The sequence below is a fragment of the Thermoanaerobacterium aotearoense genome, assembly GCF_009905255.1.
Classification (GTDB): domain Bacteria; phylum Bacillota; class Thermoanaerobacteria; order Thermoanaerobacterales; family Thermoanaerobacteraceae; genus Thermoanaerobacterium; species Thermoanaerobacterium aotearoense.
On sequence record NZ_CP047602.1, the window covers coordinates 1555661 to 1575178 of the forward strand.

The following is a 19518-nucleotide window of genomic DNA, read 5'->3' on the forward strand; positions in this document are numbered from 1 at the left end:
GCCTCCTTATGCACCGTATACTCTGATATTCTTGGTAAACTCTGTCTCAATAATCGACTTTAATAAGAACCTTGAAACAGTTATTGCAGTAAACATACTCGATATAACACCGATTATAAGCGTCAATGCAAACCCTTTTACAGTACCTACCCCCATGAAGAACAGGACAAATGCACCAATAAGCGTTGTGATGTTTGAATCAAATACTGCCACAAATGCTTTTCTAAAACCGGCGTCTAAGGAAGCTCTTATAGATTTTCCTGCTCTCATCTCTTCTTTCATTCTTTCAAAAATGATTATATTAGCGTCAACCGCCATACCTATTGACAAAAGCATACCGGCAATACCAGGCAAGTCCAACGTAACATGCAACAATGCGTATACGATAAAGTTTATTAAAATGTATATACCAAGAGCTATATCTGCTATCAATCCAGGCAGCCTATAGAAAGCTATCATAAACAATAAAACTATTAAAAGTCCATACATACCCGCTTCTTCACTGGCCTTTAATGCACTTGGTCCTAATGTAGCACCTACAGAGCTGTATTCAACCTGTTTCAGCGTCACTGGAAGCGCACCACCTCTTATAAGGTTGGCCAAATTTTTCGCTTCATCAAAGTCTTTCATACCATTTATAACTGCTTTGCCATCCGGAATCTGTTCTTGCACTACTGGTGCAGATATGGTCTTATCGTCAAGGACTATCGCTATTTGTTTGCCTACAAACTTCGCTGTCGCATCCGCAAAAGCTTTCGCACCTTTGCTGTTCAAATCCAATGTGACAACAGGCTCCTGCACGCCAGTCTGACTCGTCTGATAAACTGCTTTTGAATCTTTAACATCCGCACCTGTCAATATTACTTTGCCGTCCGGCCCTATAAATTTAAGCTGCGCCGTCTGCCCTAAGTAAGAAATAACTTGATCAGGATCGTTAACACCTGGAATCTCTATCCTTATTCTGTTTGACCCTTGTTGAACTATAAGCGGCTGTGATACGCCTAAAGCATCTACCCTGTTTCTTATTATAGAGATCGCCCTTGTCATCGCGTCTTGTGAAACATTTCCTTGCGCCTGTTCCAAGACATAGACACCACCCCTTAAGTCAAGTCCCAGCCTTATACTGTCTTGAACTGGCTTAATCGAATAATTTCCGGCATTTACACCATAAAAAGCAACATAAGCTACTATTATGGCAAGCACGATTACTGATAAAAATTTTGCCAATCCTCTCGATTTCATCATTATCCCCTTTCTTTTGTTCGCTACGTTTTATTATATTACTTTTATTGTAAACGGTCAATTATCAAATTGCCATGGCTTGCTATTTTTCGTAAATATCATTTTCTTTTAGCATTTCATAAGCCTTGATTGCTATAGCACACTCAAACCTCTTTTTCTGCATCTCGCAGGATAGCTCATATGGCTTATTTATGTCACCATTTATATTATAATTGTTGGCAAAACATCCACCACTGCAGTAAAATCTTGCCCAACATTCGCTGCACTCTTCTCTTTTGTATATATCGCTTTCCATAAAATTCTCCTGTAACTCTTTATTTTTAATCCCACTGTCAACGCTACCTAATCTGAAAGATTCATTTCCCACAAACTGATGACATGGATATATTTCACCATCAGGAGTTACAGCCGCATATTCAAACCCAGCACCACAGCCTTGAAGCCTTTTTTTAATGCAAGGGCCATTATCTAAACTTACTTTAAAATGATAGAATGAAAAAGGTCTGCCATCTTCCATCCTCTCTACATACTTTTCTGCAAGCTTGTCATACTCTTTTAAAATCTTTTCCAGATGTTCTTGTTTTAATGTGTAATCTGTATCTTCCTTCTCAACTACAGGTTCTACAGAAATTTCCCTTATTCCCATATCGACCAAATGCAATACATCTTCAGAAAAGTCAAGATTTTTAGCTGTAAAAGTTCCTCTCACATAATGCTCTTTATTACCTCTTTTTAAAACAAAATTCTTTATTTTAGGAAAAATCACATCGTATGAACCACTGCCATCAATCCTTTTTCTCATGGCATCATTTATATCTTTTCTGCCATCAAGGCTTAATACAACATTGGAGAAATTCTCATTTATGTACGTGGCTTTTTCTTCATCTAATAATACAGCATTCGTAGTTATAGTGTATTTAATAGTCTTTCCATATTTTTTTGCTTCTTCCCTTCCGTAATCAACCAATTTCTTCACAACATCGAAATTTAAAAGCGGTTCTCCTCCGAAAAAATCCACCTCTACAATCTTCCTATTTCCTGAATTTCTAATCAAAAAATCTATGGCTTTTTTGCCTACTTCATACGTCATTAACTTCCTGCCACCTTTAAAATCTCCAGTTGACGCAAAACAGTAACTGCATCTTAAATTACAATCATGTGCCACATTAAGGCAAATAGCTTTTATCACAGAATCTTTTCTGCTTACATCTATATCCTTGTACACATCTTCGGAATAAAGAAGCCCTTTTTGACGGAGGGACTCTATTTCATCATACGCTTCTTTAATTTCTGATTCATCATATTTATCCTTCAATAGCTCAACAATCGTATCAAAATTATTATCCAAATATAAATCCAATAATTCATAAGTCAAATCATCTACAACATGTATTGCTCCACTGACAGGATCTAATACAATATTCATCCCTAATTGTCTAAATTTATGTATTATGCTATGCATCTTAACCTCCTATACATTTTAAATGGCAGTAACGTATTATTACTGCCACTAACCTATGTAAATTAATTTTGGCACTCCTGATTTGCAACAGTGCACGAAGTCTTGCAAGCAGATTGGCATGATGCCTGACATTCTCCACATCCAGGTTTTTTCAGGCTATCTTTCAATGATGATCTGTTGATTGTTACAATATGTCTCATTTTCATACCTCCTCTTCCTTTTTGATTATAACATATAATTCACGACAATAAAAGCTATAGATTTATGCCTATCATGCCGCCTATAGCACCTAAAACAACTCCCCAAATAAGCTTTAAAGCTATTCCTGCATTTATGCCAGCTTCTTTTACAAAATAAACTCCTAAAAACAGCATAAGGAGAACATAGAGAAGACCTGCCAAACCTCCATTTAACCAGCCTTTGCTTCTTGTATTGCGGGCAGCTATAGCACCGGATAAAACTATGCCAATTATTGTTATAAGCATTGTCAGCGTGGGAAGCGTCAACTCTGAAAGTGGTGTATATGTCAATACCAACGCATAAATTATAAAAAACAGAAGCGTAATTATATAGCTTACTAACAATCCGACTATTATTCCAGGTATGTTTAATACTCTATCGTTGTAATTTTGAGTTTTGCTTTTCATTAAAGCACCTCCCTTTTTTCATCAGTAAATTTTATGCTTGTAAAAAAGACAATATTACATCTTAATTAAAGCAAAAAAATGCGGTTTCCCGCATCTTTTTATTTATTATCGCTTTGTGAACTTAATACTTTTCCTACAGACCATTTGGCAATCTTTAATTTGACTTTATCAGCACCTACTTCAATCGTAAGCGCATCGTCTTTTATGTTTAATATCTTGCCGTAAATGCCGCTTTTTGTGATAATTTCGTCACCAGGCTTTAATGCATCAATCATAGCTTTCTCTTTCTTTTCTCTTCTCTGCTGCGGCAATATCAATAAAAAGTAAAAGATTGCCATAAAAATTACTATTTCGCCAATCAAGTATATTGTTTGAGCGTTCATTTTATTCCTCCTTGTACCCGTATTTTTTATAAAATTGTGATTTAAATTCAAGCAGCTTGTCTTGCTTAATGGCCTCTCTAATGCCTTCCATAAGTCTTGTCAAAAATCTTAAATTATGTATTGTTGCAAGCCTTGCTGCTAAAATTTCATTAGCTTTAAAAAGGTGCCTTATATACGCCCTTGAAAAGTTTTTACATGTATAGCAATCACATTCGCTATCTAATGGAATAAACTCTTCTGCATGTGGAGCATCTCTTACTATAAGTCTACCTGTACTGGTTAAAACTGTTCCATTTCTTGCTATACGTGTTGGCAAAACACAGTCAAACATATCAACTCCTCTTATTACCCCTTCTATCAAGTCACCTGGACTTCCAACACCCATAAGATACCGAGGTTTATCCTGAGGAAGAAAGTCCGTCGTTAGATCTACCACATGATACATCAATTGTTTCTCTTCACCAACACTTAATCCGCCTATAGAATATCCAGGGAAATCCATATCAACCAATCTATTGGCACATTCTTTTCTTAAATCATCATAAGTACCTCCTTGAACGATGCCAAATAGTGCTTGTCTCTCTGTATTTTTATGCGCATCCTTTCCCCTTCTTGCCCACCTTAGTGTCAATTCCATAGAATTTTTCACATACCCATAATCAGCCGGATATGGCGCACATTCATCAAATGACATTATAATATCTGCACCTAATGCATTTTCTATTTCTATCACTTTTTCTGGCGTTAAAAAATGTTTTGAGCCATCTATATGTGAACGAAATTCTACACCTTCCTCTGTGATCTTCCTCAAAGGTCCTAAGCTAAACACTTGAAACCCGCCGCTATCTGTCAATATAGCTCTATCCCAATTCATAAACTTATGCAATCCACCAGCTTTTTTAATAAGTTCATGTCCCGGTCTCAAGTATAAATGGTATGTATTGCTTAATATTATATTAGCCCCAATTTCTTTAAGTTCTTCAGGAGTCATAGCTTTTACCGTCGCTTGAGTGCCAACTGGCATAAAAACAGGTGTCTCAATATCGCCATGTGGAGTGTGAAGCACTCCCAATCTTGCTTTTGTATTCTTTTCCTTTTTTACTAAGTCGTATTTTATAGCTGTCATCGTTTCCTCCTATCAAATAATTAGCATAGCATCGCCAAAACTATAAAATCTATATTTATTGTCTATGGCAGTCTTGTAAGCATTCATGACATTTTCTTTTCCTGCAAATGCAGAAATCATCATGATAAGCGTCGATTCTGGTAAATGAAAATTTGTTATTATCCCGTCTATTGCTTTATACTTATACCCAGGATAAATAAAAATGTCAGTCCAACCACTACCAGCATGAATGATTCCGTCATCATCGGCAACGGTCTCTAAAGTTCGAGTAGATGTAGTGCCGACCGATATTATCCTGCCTCCTGACTTTCTGGCAGCATTAATCGCATCCGCTGCATCTTCATTCACAATGTAAAATTCAGAGTGCATCTTATGATTCTCTATTACTTCTTCCTTAACAGGTCTAAATGTTCCCAACCCAACGTGAAGAGTTATGAAAACCGTCTTAACTCCAAATTCTCTTATCTTATCCAAAAGCTCATTCGTAAAGTGAAGACCAGCAGTAGGAGCTGCAGCAGATCCCTCATGTTTTGCGTACACCGTCTGATACATGTTTTTATCTTTCAATTTTTTCTTTATGTATGGCGGTACAGGCATCTCGCCAAGTTTATCAAGCACTTCTTCAAAAACTCCTTCATAGCTAAATCTTACAATTCTCCCGCCAGCATCTGTATCTGATAATATTAAAGCCTTCAGTTCTCCATTGCCAAAAATAAACTTAGAACCTATTTTAGCTCTCCGCCCTGGCTTTACTAATATTTCCCATTCATTAATTCCAAGCCTTTTTAGAAGAACAAATTCTATTTTCCCCCCAGTGTCCTCTCTAACACCGTATAGTCTTGCTGGTATGACCTTTGTATCATTTAAAACAAGAACATCATTCGGTCTTAAATAGTTTAGTATGTTCTTAAAAATGTCATGCTTAATTTCTCCTGTAGCTTTATTTAAAACCATCAATCTTGATTCATCGCGATTTTGAAGAGGTTCCTGTGCAATAAGTTCTTCAGGTAAATCGTAGTAAAATTCGTGCAAGTTCATAATAATGCCTCCAGATTTCTGCGTAAATTTTATAAAGCCTTATTGTTTATTGTATCATAAACATCGATTCCTTTATAGTAGTATTTTAATATGTCTATATAATTATACCCATGATCTGCCATCCCGCGAGCTCCATATTGGCTCAGTCCGACGCCATGCCCGTATCCACTGCCATTTATAGTAAATATAGTAGATGGTCCACTCTGACTGGCAATTTTAATCGTTTTGTTTTGCCCTAAAATATACAAATCACTATTGCCAACAGTCTTTTGTCCATTTGCAGATATGACCGTTAGACCAGACAATGATTTGCTGACAATACCCTGTTGTGACTGAATATAAGCAGTATTGCTATTTGAAGCACTGCCATTCCCACTTATTGTTATCATATTGCTTTTAAGTCCAAAAAAATTCCTTATGTCGTTTTTATTTAAAACATAATTACCTTTATCACCATAAATTGTTACCTGTATAGCCCTGCCAGTCCAACTTTTACTGGTGACTTGAATATTTGTGATATTGCCTATATCAATGCCACTGTCTTTTAATTTCTGTGTAATAGAATCGGCAGTAACACTCACAGTCCAATTGTCAATGGACTCATTGTACCCGAAAACATATTTATCTTCAACGCCTCTTAAATAAGGAACGCTGTTTGTATAGACATTTTCGCTGTCTTCTGTGTAACCACCACTATGTGAATGGAATATGGCTTCTATAGGCTGACCATTGTATATTGCTATTACTCCCTTTGTATCGTCAACAGCCTTATTTGTATTTGGATTTTCTCCATCGTATCCATTGTATGCTTGGCAACTGACGTCGTTTGTCAAATCAAATCCATATTTGCTGTATTTCCCAATATTGTAAACTGCATAAGTTCTTGCCGCCACAGCCTGTGCTTTTAAAGCTTCTACATTCCAAGAGGCAGGCATTTCTGCAGGAACAACACCATACAAATATTCCTCCAACGGCAAAACGTTTATCGCAGTCATGTCGCTATTCTGCTGCCTTATGAATTCAAAATACCCTCTGTATCTTTTCCCATTAATAGATATCGGTCCATCTCCAGATGTATCCATAAGGTAAATCTGATTACTTACTACATATAAAAATATAGATTTCCCACTTTGTGTTATCAATATATGATCATTTGGAGATACCAACTTAATATCCGAAAACTTAGATTTGAGGCTATTCATTGCTGCGTTTGCATCAGATTGGCTTGAATACGGTCCAATATAAATATGATAACTACCATCGTATCCCACAATTGAATTTGAAACATCAGAGCTTAATTTTGTTTGTTGTCCGTCCGCCGTCATTTGATCAGGGAAATTGCCTTCTTGCAAGTAAAAGTTGTCATCTTTTATCACCTGAACATTGTTATAGGAAATACTGTATATAGCCTTTACATTGCCAGTGCCGTCATCTGTACCAACCTTAAATCCATTGGAAGAAACTATTGTATAGGACGGCAACGAATTGGAAGCATAAAAAAGCCCTATTTTTATCAAAGACGGCATATTTATACTGGCGTTTACATAGCTGACGGTACTCATCAAAATAAGTGTGAAAAGCAAGAAAAATGAAACAAACTTTTTGAACCTCACAATCATGACCCCTTTGCGTTTATTTTCTAAAAAGCCATAGTATTAAAGTCAAAACAACACTTAAAATTATTGACGACATCAATGGAAAGTAAAAAGTAAAATTGCCTTTCTTAAATACAATATCACCAGGCAAATGTCCGATTCCGAACTTGCCGCCAAAAAATAAGATTATACCAACTATTGTAAGCACTATACCTATGACAATCAACGTCTTTCCAAATTCTTGAAACATATTGACCCCTCACTCAGGAAAACTGTAATTAAGGTACTCATAAGCCAATTTTGTCGCTATCCTACCCCTTGGAGTCCTGTTTAAAAAGCCGATCTGCATCAAATATGGTTCATAAACATCTTCAATAGTATCGCTTTCTTCACCTATTGAAGCTGCAATAGTGTCGATGCCGACAGGTCCTCCAGAAAACTTCTCAATAATAGATTTTAGCATTTTTCTATCTATATGCTCAAGCCCCATATCATCTACACCCAACATATCAAGAGCATCTTTTGCTATATGAAAATCAATAAAACCATTGCCTTTCACTTGAGCAAAATCTCTCACTCTCTTTAAAAGCCTATTCGCTATCCTTGGTGTTCCTCTTGAACGACGTCCCAACTCATAAGCAGCCTCATCGTCAATACCTATATTCAATATGGCTGATGACCTTTTTATGATCTCACTTAATTCCTCAACAGAATAAAACTCCAGCCTCATGATTACACCAAATCTGTCCCTTAGAGGAGAAGTCATCAGTCCAGCTCTTGTCGTTGCTCCTATAAGAGTAAAATGCGGCAAATCAAGCCGCAGCGATCTTGCACTGGGCCCTTTCCCAATTATTATATCTAATTCAAAATCTTCCATGGCTGGATATAAAATTTCTTCCACACTTCTATTAAGCCTGTGTATTTCATCAATAAAAAGAATATCATTTTCCTGCAAATTAGTAAGTATTGCTGCTAAATCCCCCGCCCTTTCTATGGCTGGTCCGGAAGTTATTCTAATGCCAACACCCATCTCATTCGATATAATGTTGGCAAGTGTAGTTTTGCCAAGGCCAGGCGGTCCAAAAAGCAGTACATGGTCTAATGGTTCACTTCTCATCTTAGCTGCCTCTATGTAAATTTTTAGCTCCTCTTTAATCTTCCTCTGTCCTATGTATTCAGACAACCTTTTTGGACGTAAAGAATACTCGGAGGCGTCTTCTGGTGTAAAATTCTGTGTTAAAATCCTCTCCTCCATCTTATCACCTTATTTCATAAGCTTTTTCAGTGCCTCTTTTAAAGCAGACTCTAAATTTGAACAGTCTACTCCTTCTAATGCTTTTATGGACTCCTGTTTCGTATATCCAAGCGATAACAGTGCATCAACCACATCATTCGATGAATCATCAAGTTTTGCCTCATGACCAAACGTTAGCTTGTCTTTAAGCTCTAATATTATCCTCTGTGCGGTTTTCTTCCCAATACCTGGTGATTTCTCTATGGCTTTCGAATCGCTATTTCTTATGGCATCATAAAAATTTTCAATAGATATTGTTGATAATATTGATACTGCTGCTTTAGGTCCAACTCCATTTACAGCTATTAACTTTTTAAAAATTTCTACCTCATTTATCGTCAAAAATCCATAAAGTTGAAATCCATCTTCTTTAACATGCATATATGTATAAAGCTTAACCATCTCACTTGTAGTTGTCAACTGGCTTAAAGTGCTCCTTGGCACTATTATTTTAAAACCTATGCCAAGCGTTTCAATAACGACATAATCAATGCCTTTTTCAACAATATAACCTTTTATATAATCTATCATTTTAATGACCCCAATTTCGCATTCAAAATATTGCTGTTACTATGGCAAAGTGCGACTGCCAGCGCATCAGCTACATCATCTGGTTTCGGTATTTCTTCCAATCTTAAAATCGCCTTTACCATATTCTGAACTTGCTTTTTTTCAGCTCTACCATAACCTACTACAGATTGTTTCACTTGCAATGGGGTATATTCAAATACCTTTATACCACAATTTACTGCAGCTAAAATAGCCACACCCCTTGCTTCACCTATGGTTATGACAGTTTTAGCGTTTTTATTAAAAAAAAGCTCTTCAATGGCCATAACATCAGGTTTGTACCTTTCAATCAGCAATTTTACACCATCGTACACATCTTTAAGCCTCAAACTTTTTTCAGTTCCAACCGGCGTTGTAATAGCTCCGTACTCCAAAACTTTAAATTTTCCGCCATTGTCATCAATTACTCCATATCCCATGATTGCAATTCCAGGATCAATCCCAATAATTCTCATCAAATTCCTCCTCGTATACTATTTTAACATCTACATCGTACATAGACAAGAAAAAACTCCCTAAAACATCGGGAGTTTAACTGCTTAAATTTGCAAGTATTGAGTATGCCTCATCCGCATCTTTCACAACAATATTGTTTAAAATCCTCTCTTTATCGTTTGGATTCAAATTATTTACCAATATATCTGTCTTTTCCACAAGTGTTTTTCCACCATTTCCATCTGATTTATATAGTGACACATATCCATCTAAACTGGAAATTATGTAATAACCTGGTGGAAAACCATCTTCTTCTTTGTACAGGATTACCTCGTCGCTGTCAAATTTTTTGATGCTCCATCCTTTATAAATCTTTGAAATCTCGTCTTCACTTTTGCCAGCAATCGAAACACCTATTTTTTGTTCTTCCTTTATTATATCTCCAGTTCCTTTATACAAAGTTTCAAAAATCAGTTTTCCATTTGGACTGACACTGCTATTTGTAAAAATGGTATTGACTTTTGTTTTCGTATATTGCGGCATTTTTGAAGAATGACTGTAATATCTTATATAATACAAATATCCTGCCAAAAAAACTGCTACAAAAATCAATACAATAGGTATAATTTTCCTTATAAAATATTTCATACAATAATTACCTACCTTCACCATTACAATTTAACTTTTTTGTAATTATACCCAATAAAAAATTTTTTATACTAAAATTTTTTGAAGGATTTTGTAAAATTATATCGAATATTATCAATTGAAAGGAGTTGATTAATATAATATGCTAAATCAAATTGTTATATTCAAATTAAACGACGAGGAATTTTGCGTAGATATAATGGATGTGTTAGAAATAATCCGTATGCAGTCGATAACGAAAGTACCGGATGTGCCAAGCTTTGTAGAAGGCATCATCAATCTAAGGGGTACCGTAATACCAATCATAGATCTTAAAAAAAGACTGAATATGAGACTTACAGAATACGACGATAACACAAGAATAATAATCATCAAAATCAATGAAAAATCTGTTGGATTCATCGTTGACTCTGTAACAGAAGTGTTGCACGTAGAGCCTGAATCTATAAAGGAAGCGCCAGATATCATAGCAGGAATAGGAAAAGAATACATAGAATCTGTAATAAGCTATGACGATCGCCTAATCATAAATTTAGACTTAGAAAAAATACTGACTGAAAAAGAAAAAAAGGAGATAGAAGAAATGTAATCATTTCTTCTACTCCTCATCATCTGGCATATCAACATTATGATATACTTCTTGCACATCATCATTTTCTTCCAATTTTTCTATGAATTTCTCGAATTTTTCATAATCGCTATCAGAAAGCTTTACCCTATTTTGAGGAATCATCGTTATTTCAGCGGAAGACATGACATATCCTGCCTTGTTTATTGCATCTTTAACAGCTTGAAAGTTGGTAGGATCCGTCAATATCTCATATTCATCACCATCAGATGAAAAATCGTCGGCTCCTGCATCTATTGCAACCATAGCCAATTCATCTTCATCAATATTTTCATTCTTTTCAACAGTTATAATGCCTTTTTTATCAAACATCCAAGCGACACATCCAGTTGAACCTAAGCTTCCACCGCTTCTATCAAATATATGCCTTATGTCGCCAGCAGTTCTATTCTTATTGTCAGTCAAAGCCTCCACTATTATTGCAGAACCTGCAGGTCCATAACCTTCATAAACGACTTCCTCGAGATTACCACCGCTTAATTCGCCGGTACCTTTCTTTATGGCCCTCTGTATGTTATCATTAGGAAGATTGTTAGCCTTTGCCTTTTCTATGGCATCTCTTAACTTGCTGTTTGTCTCAGGATCACCGCCTTCTTTTGCCGCCATTATTATGTCTTTCGTAAGTTTTGTAAATATTTTTCCTTTCTGTGCATCCATTTTTTCTTTTTTATGCTTTATATTAGCCCATTTTGAATGTCCAGACATAAAATAAACCTCCTTTGCTTTGTGCCAAAATTTATTTTATCAAAAAATGCCGTATAAGTAAATTTAAAATCACATCAAAAAATCCGTCGTATCATTAATACTGATACATAAAAATTTTAAACCTATACATATCTTATGTCAATTATGCAAGAATAATATAATAAAAAGTTTAAGGTGATATTGATGAAATGAAAAGACTTACAAAATTAATGATTATTGGTTTTATGACTGGACTTTTAAATGGACTATTTGGAGCTGGTGGTGGAACTATCATTGTGCCTTTTATGGTTTTCTTGCTTGGAATCGAAGACCATAAAGCACATGCAACAGCAATATCAATAATTCTTCCGCTGACGATTTTTAGCTCTATCATATACATAAAAAGCGGCATATTCAATTTGCCTATAACTTTAAATGTTACTTTAGGCAGTGTGATAGGGGGTCTTTTAGGCGCATCCATTTTAAATAAAGTACCTATAAAGTATTTGCGCAAAATATTTGGAATAATAATGATTGCTGCGTCGATAAGGATTTTATTTTCTAAATAAATCGAAAGGGATATATTGCAATGAAATTATTTATAATAGGCTTTTTATCCGGTATCATCGGAGGGATGGGTATTGGTGGAGGAACAATTTTAATCCCCGGTTTGACAATTTTTGCAAATATTGAACAACATATGGCTCAAAGTGTAAATTTGCTATCTTTCGTTCCAACAGCTACCATCGCACTCCTATATCATTTAAAACAAAAAAATGTACTTTTAAACATTATTTTAAACATAATATTAAGCGGTTTAATAGGAAGTCTTATAGGTTCGTATATATCAATTTACATCAACTCATACATGCTAAAAAGGTTATTTGCAGTATTCTTATTTATCATGGGAATTTACGAAATAATATCAAAGCAAAAGATAGGTGAAAAGCAAAATGAAAAAGCGCAAAATAAAAAAAAGCAGTAAAAAATTTAAAATAAATAAATCAAAACTGGAAATATGCGAAAACTATTATGTTACAAATGACATCACTTGGGATGGCAGAGGCGAAACATGATTATTTTCGCCTATCTGTCTCCATCATTACACACGTATTATAAACAACATTAAGTCCTAAATTTTCAGCTTTTTCAATCAGTGCATCGCTTTCTGCTCCCGGCTGAAACCAAATAATATCAACACCGAGTTTTGCCGCTTCTTCCACAAAAGCATCACCTCTTTTAGGTGATACAACCATATCAACAACCTCTGGGACAACTGGCAATTTTGATAATGAATCGTAGCACTTGTCACCATCAACACTTTCATAATTAGGGTTGACAGGATAAACAGTATAACCTTCCAATTTCAGATTTTTATATATCTTGTACCCGAATTTTTCCTTGTTGTCTGTAGCACCTACAACAGCCCATACTTTTCTTTTTAATGCTTCTTCAACGTAATCCATTCTATCACCTTCCAAATCTATCTTATCATTAGATATTTATTTGTTCTCTCCTGACATTTTCCATTTATGTATGAAATCTCATCAATAGGTTTAACAAGTAAGACAGATGTATGGGAATGTTTTCTTTTGGCTCTCGGCATTCTATTACCGCTTTCAAAAGCGTCTATTATATTTTTTGCTTTAAAGTACCTTGTAACAGTTATTTCTTTTGAATTGCCTAAATGGCCGCATGAAATCAAGACTTTGTAATAATTCATTTAATGCACCCCCAGAATATGTGGCAATTCAAATTGATTTTATTAAATTCTATACAAGGTACAAAATGATTATTCTAAATATTTATCACCTTTTTTATAAAGATATACATCGCTTCCGTCTTCAATGAAAGATTTTGCATTAGTCAAATTGACAATGTGTTCTATAAAATCATCTTTTTTATCGTATTGAACGTACACAGTTAATGTAACCTTGTCAGCATACTCGATATCTTTTATTAGATAATTATTCTTTATTAGGTCGTTTTGCACAGTCCCAAAAAGAGTATAATCAACAGTTATGTGCACACTTTTAAACAGAATCTTCTCAACAATAGTTGCAGCTTCAAGCCCTAATTTTGCGCTCTTAACATAAGCCCTTATTAAGCCACCAGCGCCAAGCAATATCCCGCCAAAATACCTTGTCACCACAACGGCTGTATTCTTTAGCCCTTCATTTTTTATGACATTTAAAACCGGAACTCCGGCTGTACCAGAAGGCTCTCCATCATCACTGTACCTTTGTATCTCATCCCTTTCACCTAAAATATATGCATATACATTGTGAGTGGCATCTTTATGAGCACTTTTTATGCTATTTATAAACTCGATTGCTTCATCCTCATTTTGTACAGGTTTTGCATGTCCTATAAACCGTGATCTCTTTATTTCTATTTCTTTACATCCATACCCATATATCGTTTTGTAATTGTAGAGCAAATTACCACCTCATAATAAATTATACCAGACTTTCGCATAAAAATAAAAGCCATATGGCTTTTATTTTTATGCGATAACTTTGCTTAAGGATTTGTATTTGTAATAAGAAACGTTTACTAAAGCTCTATCCTGACTATAAGTTATAAGCTCCAAAGCCTTCTCGATTGGGTAAAATCCACCATCTGAAAAGCCATCTTCGTTGCTTATGTTAAATTCTCTATCATCTGTTGACATTAAATACCATGTGATTTTATTATAGACAGGACGTTGACGTGTAACAGAATAAAATTCATAACTGGTTTCGCCTGCAGTAGATAGGACATTCAAAGATTTTAAGCCGGTTTCAGCCCTTACTCTCCTTAACGCTGCATCCACAGACAGTTCATTGTTTCTTATTGCGCCTTTAGGCAATACCCATTCGTTTTTTTCATTCTTTAGGAGAAATACCTCATCTCCCCTAAATACAACTCCACCAGAGCATTCTCTTATTAACATATATAAGCCCCCTAAGCTTTTTATATTTATTGTGATTTAATCACAATATTTGCTTATTATATAATATTCTTTATAAACTCTTAAATTCCTTCTAAAATTTTTTGTTTTTAATTTTATTTTATTATTTCCACAGCAAAAGAAAATTATGTATAAAATTATCTTCGTTTCTAAAAATGGTTAAAAATTTTAGAATAATAAATATAGATTCTAACAAAAATATATTTGAAAGGAGCGATTTGAATGCATATCATTTACCATTGTTACGGAGGAACTCATACATCAGTTATAGCTTCTTACATCCATATTGGGATGCTGCCAACAGATAAAATTCCTTCAAAATCAGAAATTGAAGGAATTCCTATGTTTGATAGATTAAACGGTCAAAACGACACAGGTCATATAGTATTAATAGGTACAGACGAATATGGCAATAACGTATATTCTTTAGGCGTAAAAAATGTAAAAAAGCTTGTAGAGCCAGCATTAAAAGATCTATATTACCATTTATTCAACACAAATGATGGACTGATTATTGTAGATACATCATCCGCCACAAACTGGATAATGAAAATAGGTGGTTTCACATCGATAGCTTTGAAAATGCCTGTAATAGGAAGGCCTTTAGTATCGTATGGAGTGACAAAAGCATACAAAAACATAGTTCAAATTGTGAAAAATGTAAAAGCACAAGAAAGTGCTGAATACAATGCCATTAAGAGATAATAAAATCTCTTAATACATTTTTCTCCATTGCACTTACTTGTGCTCTTATCTTAATACCTTTTTCATCATACTCTTCTTTAAGGATTTTTGAGTTTTTCTTCAGAAACAAGTATTCATCATTGTTTGCATATGCGAAATAGAAATCTAAAACAGATAAATCGCTGTATGTAAATCTGTCAATTGTTTCTAACAATTCATCAATGCCAATTCTTTCTTTAGCAGAAATATATACATTATCACCTTTGTTTTCAGGTATCTTGTCCAAAAGATCAGACTTGTTGTACACATTTATCTTAGGTTTATCAATCACATCAAGATCTTTAAGAACACTTTCAACTACACCGATTTTATGCATCACATCTTTCGCTGATATATCTATAACATGAAGCAAGACATCCGCATATTTTAGCTCCTCAAGCGTTGACTTAAAAGCTTCCACCAAATCATGCGGCAGTTTTCTTATAAATCCCACAGTGTCAATCAAAACAATTTCTCTCCCAGATGGCAAAACGAGCTTTCTCGCTGTAGGATCAAGCGTAGCAAAAAGCTTATCTTCAGCATATACTGATGAATTTGTAAGTACATTCATTAATGTAGATTTGCCGGCATTTGTATACCCTATGATGGCTACAACAGGAATTTCATTTTTCCTTCTTCTCTCTCTTAAAAGCTCTCTGTGTCTTCTCAAATCATCTATTTTGCCTTCGATTGCTCTTATTCGCTCTTTAATATGTCGCCTATCTGTCTCAAGCTTTGTCTCACCAGGGCCTCTTGTACCTATGCCACCACCCAACCTCGATAAATCATTTCCGATTCCTTGAAGTCTTGGTAATCTGTATTTCAACTGAGCTAATTCAACTTGAAGCATACCTTCTGCTGATTTTGCTCTTTTTGCAAAAATATCTAAAATAAGCCCTGTTCTATCGATTACTTTTACGTTTGTAACATCCTCGATATTTTTAATCTGAATGCCTGTTAACTCATCATTAACGATTATCACATCAACATCATTATTCTCGATAAACTCTTTTAATTCCATAAGTTTGCCTTTCCCTATATAACTTGTTCTATCTATATTTGTTCTTGATTGTGTCATTACACCTACAACTTCTGCACCAGCCGTATTGGCCAATTCCTCCAATTCTTCAATGCTTTCTCTATCATCATCGTCAATCAATACACCTACTAATACTGCCTTTTCCTTGCTATCATTTATTTTGTTGTCCATAAAACTCACTCCACACATGTATTCGATACATATATATTATCCTGTACTGACAAAATAATCAACATTTTTAAAATAGGTATTGAAATTTTATTTTTTATATGATAATATATCTAATGTGACGTGCCGAAGTGGTGAAACTGGCAGACGCGCTGGACTCAAAATCCAGTGGTAGCGATACCGTGTGGGTTCGAGTCCCACCTTCGGCATTTGAATTATTTCAACAAATTTATAATTAAACAATTTGCAATATAATCGACTAAGAAATTTAAAGGTTGCTGTTTTATGCATCATAAAAGAGCAGGATGTAGGGATCCTGCTCTTTTAATTTTTTCTAACAAGTTGAAGATTAGCTATACCATTATACTTAGTATCAAGTACATATATATCAAGGATATATTTTTCTTTCGATATATTCTTTTTAATTACTTTGGGTTCAGTAGTAGTGCTGGAAATCTCGAGGTAATATGAAAGATAATTTAAATCAGGATTATATCCATAAATAACAACAAGAGTTTCATATTGCTGAAATTGATAAACCCATACCAAATCTCTTTGCTTTATTGATGCTACTGATCCTCCAAAGTATTTTCCATCTCTAAACAAATCTAAATAAATATTTTCTCCATCTTGTCCGAGAAAACCTAAAAAATGCTTGTTTGTCTTTTGCACTTTGATACTATAATTGGGTTTATTTGAGTATTTATCTCTTAAGAATTTTTCAGGATTTACTGTTTTTGCAAAAAAATATTTGCCTACAATTATTGATAAAACGATAGCTACTACTAATAAACCAATTAGTCTAATAATATTTTTATTCTTTTTCAAAGCATCACCTCTATTATTTCCTATATATAAGCAATATATACCGTTAATATATTAAAGAACTGGCAATTTGCCAAGATGCACTGGAATTAGTCAATGTAATGCCGACATCAGTTAATGAAATATTAAATGAAGGAACAGTCTCTGCCCATGTGTGAACATATTTGCTAACCCACTTACGTGTTCCAGAACTATTATCATTACGACCATTGCTTGCCAATATTACTTCTCCAGATTCCTCGCCAAAACCCCAAACAACACTGGAATAGGCTAACATTACTACTGTCAATTAGTATTATAAAGTTTAATTCAAAATATGGAAAGTCTCTTTGCAACCTTTTTTCGGTCATCGATTAAATATAATATTTTAAGAATTATATTAATTTTATAATATATCCCCATAACAGTCTATAATCCTTAAATACATAGCATTTATAATTAATCGAATATCATTATTTACATTTAACAAATTATAAAGTTTATTAACCCGCCTTCTCAGGGTTTTCTCCGAAATGCCCATTTCCTCAAGCACTGCTTTTCTTACACCATTGCGCAATAATGAAGATAGAATTAATGTGTCAATATCATCAAGTCCCACGTATATTTGCGAAATCTTCTCGCTTTTAATGGATATTTTTTCTTCAAGAAAAGAAACTATATTTTTTAGAAGTGCATTTTGATGAACAATGTTGTTAATTCCAATTCGTGAAACATCAAGATAACCAATTACTCTACCATAGTAACCATCCCTAATTGGCATCGCTGTACAATACCAATCTTTAAACAGACAACAATAATGATCATTACCGTATAATTCAGTTAAGTTATTATATTTCATAGAAAGATTTACTGCATTAACCCCACAATCTTCAATCCGCAAACTATTACCTTCTTTAAAATTTAACTCTTTAAAATAATTAGTCAACTCATTATTATTGATAATTTTTATTATATATCCATTTTTATTGCACAAAATAAAAAAGTACCCGCTCTTAAGTAGAGACTCATATCCAATAAATCTTGTAATAGCATTATAAAGTATTGATATCAAAAAGTTATTTTTCTTTTTTTCATACTTCAATTCTTCATCATTAATTGAGTTATCAAAAATATGTTTATTTGGATCAATATTTACTTTGTCAAAAAAATTTTTACCCATTAAAATCAACTCCCTTACCACTTGTACTTATGTTATATATATTTTCTATAAAAGTATAGAAATTCCTTCTAAAATTTTTATCAAACGTATAGAATTTTTGCATATAACATCAAAAAACTCGTTTAAGTTTATGCATATAATGAGCATAGCTTAAACGAGTTTTTTGCTTATTCTACAGTTTTATTTTGAATGTGAAGTCCACATTCTTTTTTATCGGAGTCCTCCCACCACCATCTTCCGCTTCTAACATCTTCTCCAGGTTTTACAGCTCTTGTGCAAGGCTGGCATCCAATGCTTCTGAAGCCTTTATCATAAAGGCTGTTGTAAGGGATATTTTCTTTTTTTATGTACTCCCAAACCATATCTTCAGTCCAAAATGCAATGGGATTCACCTTGTATATAGAATGAACGCAATCCCATTCAAATATATTTACATTTTCACGGGTTACAGATTGTTCTCTTCTTAAGCCACATATCCATCCATCAACCGTAGCAAGAACTCTTTTTAGCGGTTTTACTTTTCTAATTTCACAGCATTTTTTCCTAAGATCAACGCTTTGGTAAAAAAGATTTGGACCGTGTTCTCTAATCAGTAGTTCTAAGTCCTGGCTTTCAGGCGCATACACCTCGTATTTAAAATGATATTTCCTCATTGTTCGATCCATCAGATCATAAGTTGATTGAAAGTGTCTTCCAGTATCGATAAAGAATATCCTTGCTTTATTATCAATCTTCAATAGTATATCTGTTAAAAGCTGATCTTCTATTGAAAGACTTGAAGCTAACGCAATACGTTGTGCACCAATTTTATAATAAACATACTTTACAATCTCAAATGGACTTTTATCTTTATATTCATTATTTAATAATTCAAGATCTAATTCATCTATGCTCATGGC

27 protein-coding genes and 1 tRNA gene are annotated in these 19518 nt (G+C 34.2%); 5 read left to right on the top strand and 23 right to left on the bottom strand.

Annotation, left to right across the window (positions count from 1 at the left end):
• Positions 1-6: 6 nt before the first annotated feature.
• The 13 genes from secD to GSH73_RS07905 form a co-directional block, all read right to left on the bottom strand.
• Entirely contained in the window at positions 7-1242 is a 1236-nt protein-coding gene (gene secD, locus GSH73_RS07845; RefSeq protein WP_014758562.1) for a protein translocase subunit SecD, read from the bottom strand.
• An 82-nt stretch (positions 1243-1324) separates the two neighbouring features.
• Complete coding sequence (gene scfB, locus GSH73_RS07850) at positions 1325-2704, bottom strand: thioether cross-link-forming SCIFF peptide maturase (RefSeq protein WP_014758561.1); 1380 nt, start codon at positions 2702-2704, stop codon at positions 1325-1327.
• A 62-nt stretch (positions 2705-2766) separates the two neighbouring features.
• On the bottom strand, positions 2767-2904 hold the full coding sequence (gene scfA, locus GSH73_RS07855) for a six-cysteine ranthipeptide SCIFF (protein ID WP_084214943.1): 138 nt from the start codon (positions 2902-2904) through the stop codon (positions 2767-2769).
• A gap of 54 nt (positions 2905-2958) precedes the next feature.
• Positions 2959-3351, bottom strand: a complete 393-nt coding sequence (locus GSH73_RS07860) for a TIGR04086 family membrane protein (RefSeq protein ID WP_014758560.1) — start codon at positions 3349-3351, stop codon at positions 2959-2961.
• Positions 3352-3449: 98 nt separating this feature from the next.
• Positions 3450-3734 carry a preprotein translocase subunit YajC gene (yajC, locus tag GSH73_RS07865; protein WP_014758559.1) on the bottom strand — a complete coding sequence of 95 codons (285 nt, stop codon included), beginning with the start codon at positions 3732-3734 and terminating at the stop codon, positions 3450-3452.
• Between the two features lies 1 nt (position 3735).
• Positions 3736-4860 (bottom strand): tRNA guanosine(34) transglycosylase Tgt, encoded by a 1125-nt coding sequence (gene tgt / locus GSH73_RS07870; RefSeq protein ID WP_014758558.1) that lies wholly within the window; start codon positions 4858-4860, stop codon positions 3736-3738.
• 12 nt (positions 4861-4872) lie between these two features.
• On the bottom strand, positions 4873-5898 hold the full coding sequence (queA, locus tag GSH73_RS07875; protein WP_014758557.1) for a tRNA preQ1(34) S-adenosylmethionine ribosyltransferase-isomerase QueA: 1026 nt from the start codon (positions 5896-5898) through the stop codon (positions 4873-4875).
• A 29-nt stretch (positions 5899-5927) separates the two neighbouring features.
• On the bottom strand, positions 5928-7511 hold the full coding sequence (locus GSH73_RS07880; protein WP_014758556.1) for a SpoIID/LytB domain-containing protein: 1584 nt from the start codon (positions 7509-7511) through the stop codon (positions 5928-5930).
• Positions 7512-7530: 19 nt separating this feature from the next.
• On the bottom strand, positions 7531-7743 hold the full coding sequence (locus tag GSH73_RS07885; protein ID WP_014758555.1) for a DUF2905 domain-containing protein: 213 nt from the start codon (positions 7741-7743) through the stop codon (positions 7531-7533).
• A gap of 9 nt (positions 7744-7752) precedes the next feature.
• Positions 7753-8748 (bottom strand): Holliday junction branch migration DNA helicase RuvB, encoded by a 996-nt coding sequence (gene ruvB / locus GSH73_RS07890; protein WP_014758554.1) that lies wholly within the window; start codon positions 8746-8748, stop codon positions 7753-7755.
• A 9-nt stretch (positions 8749-8757) separates the two neighbouring features.
• On the bottom strand, positions 8758-9318 hold the full coding sequence (gene ruvA / locus GSH73_RS07895; protein ID WP_014758553.1) for a Holliday junction branch migration protein RuvA: 561 nt from the start codon (positions 9316-9318) through the stop codon (positions 8758-8760).
• Positions 9315-9812 (bottom strand): crossover junction endodeoxyribonuclease RuvC, encoded by a 498-nt coding sequence (gene ruvC / locus GSH73_RS07900; protein WP_014758552.1) that lies wholly within the window; start codon positions 9810-9812, stop codon positions 9315-9317. The genes ruvA and ruvC overlap by 4 nt, the downstream gene beginning before the upstream one ends.
• Before the next feature lie 76 nt (positions 9813-9888).
• Positions 9889-10440 (bottom strand): hypothetical protein, encoded by a 552-nt coding sequence (locus GSH73_RS07905; RefSeq protein ID WP_014758551.1) that lies wholly within the window; start codon positions 10438-10440, stop codon positions 9889-9891.
• A gap of 142 nt (positions 10441-10582) precedes the next feature.
• Here GSH73_RS07905 and GSH73_RS07910 point away from each other — a divergent pair, with 142 nt between their 5' ends.
• A complete protein-coding gene (locus GSH73_RS07910; protein ID WP_014758550.1) occupies positions 10583-11029 on the top strand; it encodes a chemotaxis protein CheW in 447 nt (148 codons plus the stop codon).
• A gap of 9 nt (positions 11030-11038) precedes the next feature.
• Here the strand turns inward: GSH73_RS07910 and GSH73_RS07915 are convergent, their stop codons facing one another.
• Positions 11039-11773 carry a YebC/PmpR family DNA-binding transcriptional regulator gene (locus GSH73_RS07915; protein ID WP_014758549.1) on the bottom strand — a complete coding sequence of 245 codons (735 nt, stop codon included), beginning with the start codon at positions 11771-11773 and terminating at the stop codon, positions 11039-11041.
• Positions 11774-11961: 188 nt separating this feature from the next.
• On the opposite strand from GSH73_RS07915, the gene GSH73_RS07920 reads away from it, so the two are divergent.
• Complete coding sequence (locus tag GSH73_RS07920) at positions 11962-12321, top strand: sulfite exporter TauE/SafE family protein (protein WP_014758548.1); 360 nt, start codon at positions 11962-11964, stop codon at positions 12319-12321.
• A gap of 20 nt (positions 12322-12341) precedes the next feature.
• Positions 12342-12737 (top strand): sulfite exporter TauE/SafE family protein, encoded by a 396-nt coding sequence (locus GSH73_RS07925; RefSeq protein WP_014758547.1) that lies wholly within the window; start codon positions 12342-12344, stop codon positions 12735-12737.
• A 91-nt stretch (positions 12738-12828) separates the two neighbouring features.
• On the opposite strand, the gene GSH73_RS07930 is transcribed toward GSH73_RS07925, so the two are convergent.
• The 4 genes from GSH73_RS07930 to GSH73_RS07945 all read right to left on the bottom strand — a co-directional run bounded on the left by GSH73_RS07930 (position 12829) and on the right by GSH73_RS07945 (position 14687).
• Positions 12829-13218: a CoA-binding protein gene (locus GSH73_RS07930; protein WP_014758546.1), complete on the bottom strand. Its 390-nt coding sequence runs from the start codon at positions 13216-13218 to the stop codon at positions 12829-12831.
• Positions 13219-13235: 17 nt separating this feature from the next.
• A complete protein-coding gene (locus GSH73_RS07935) occupies positions 13236-13475 on the bottom strand; it encodes a hypothetical protein (RefSeq protein ID WP_014758545.1) in 240 nt (79 codons plus the stop codon).
• A gap of 69 nt (positions 13476-13544) precedes the next feature.
• Positions 13545-14192 carry a YigZ family protein gene (locus GSH73_RS07940; protein WP_014758544.1) on the bottom strand — a complete coding sequence of 216 codons (648 nt, stop codon included), beginning with the start codon at positions 14190-14192 and terminating at the stop codon, positions 13545-13547.
• Between the two features lie 66 nt (positions 14193-14258).
• Positions 14259-14687, bottom strand: coding sequence for an NUDIX hydrolase (locus GSH73_RS07945; protein ID WP_014758543.1), 429 nt, complete (start codon positions 14685-14687; stop codon positions 14259-14261).
• Positions 14688-14927: 240 nt separating this feature from the next.
• Between GSH73_RS07945 and GSH73_RS07950 the strand changes: the two genes are divergently transcribed.
• On the top strand, positions 14928-15410 hold the full coding sequence (locus GSH73_RS07950) for a DUF3189 family protein (RefSeq protein ID WP_014758542.1): 483 nt from the start codon (positions 14928-14930) through the stop codon (positions 15408-15410).
• Here the strand turns inward: GSH73_RS07950 and hflX are convergent.
• The gene (hflX, locus tag GSH73_RS07955; RefSeq protein WP_014758541.1) at positions 15400-16638 is read right to left on the bottom strand and encodes a GTPase HflX; all 1239 of its coding nucleotides are present in this window, start codon (positions 16636-16638) and stop codon (positions 15400-15402) included. The genes GSH73_RS07950 and hflX overlap by 11 nt on opposite strands.
• Before the next feature lie 122 nt (positions 16639-16760).
• On the opposite strand from hflX, the gene GSH73_RS07960 reads away from it, so the two are divergent.
• Positions 16761-16844 (top strand) — tRNA-Leu (locus GSH73_RS07960).
• A 115-nt stretch (positions 16845-16959) separates the two neighbouring features.
• On the opposite strand, the gene GSH73_RS07965 is transcribed toward GSH73_RS07960, so the two are convergent.
• From GSH73_RS07965 to GSH73_RS07980, 4 genes are all read right to left on the bottom strand, one after another.
• Positions 16960-17463, bottom strand: a complete 504-nt coding sequence (locus GSH73_RS07965) for a hypothetical protein (protein ID WP_014758540.1) — start codon at positions 17461-17463, stop codon at positions 16960-16962.
• Between the two features lie 43 nt (positions 17464-17506).
• Positions 17507-17737 carry a hypothetical protein gene (locus tag GSH73_RS07970; RefSeq protein WP_152528713.1) on the bottom strand — a complete coding sequence of 77 codons (231 nt, stop codon included), beginning with the start codon at positions 17735-17737 and terminating at the stop codon, positions 17507-17509.
• Positions 17738-17845: 108 nt separating this feature from the next.
• Positions 17846-18619, bottom strand: coding sequence for an Lrp/AsnC family transcriptional regulator (locus GSH73_RS07975; protein ID WP_014758538.1), 774 nt, complete (start codon positions 18617-18619; stop codon positions 17846-17848).
• Positions 18620-18786: 167 nt separating this feature from the next.
• Complete coding sequence (locus tag GSH73_RS07980) at positions 18787-19515, bottom strand: phosphoadenylyl-sulfate reductase (protein ID WP_014758537.1); 729 nt, start codon at positions 19513-19515, stop codon at positions 18787-18789.
• Positions 19516-19518: the final 3 nt, after the last annotated feature.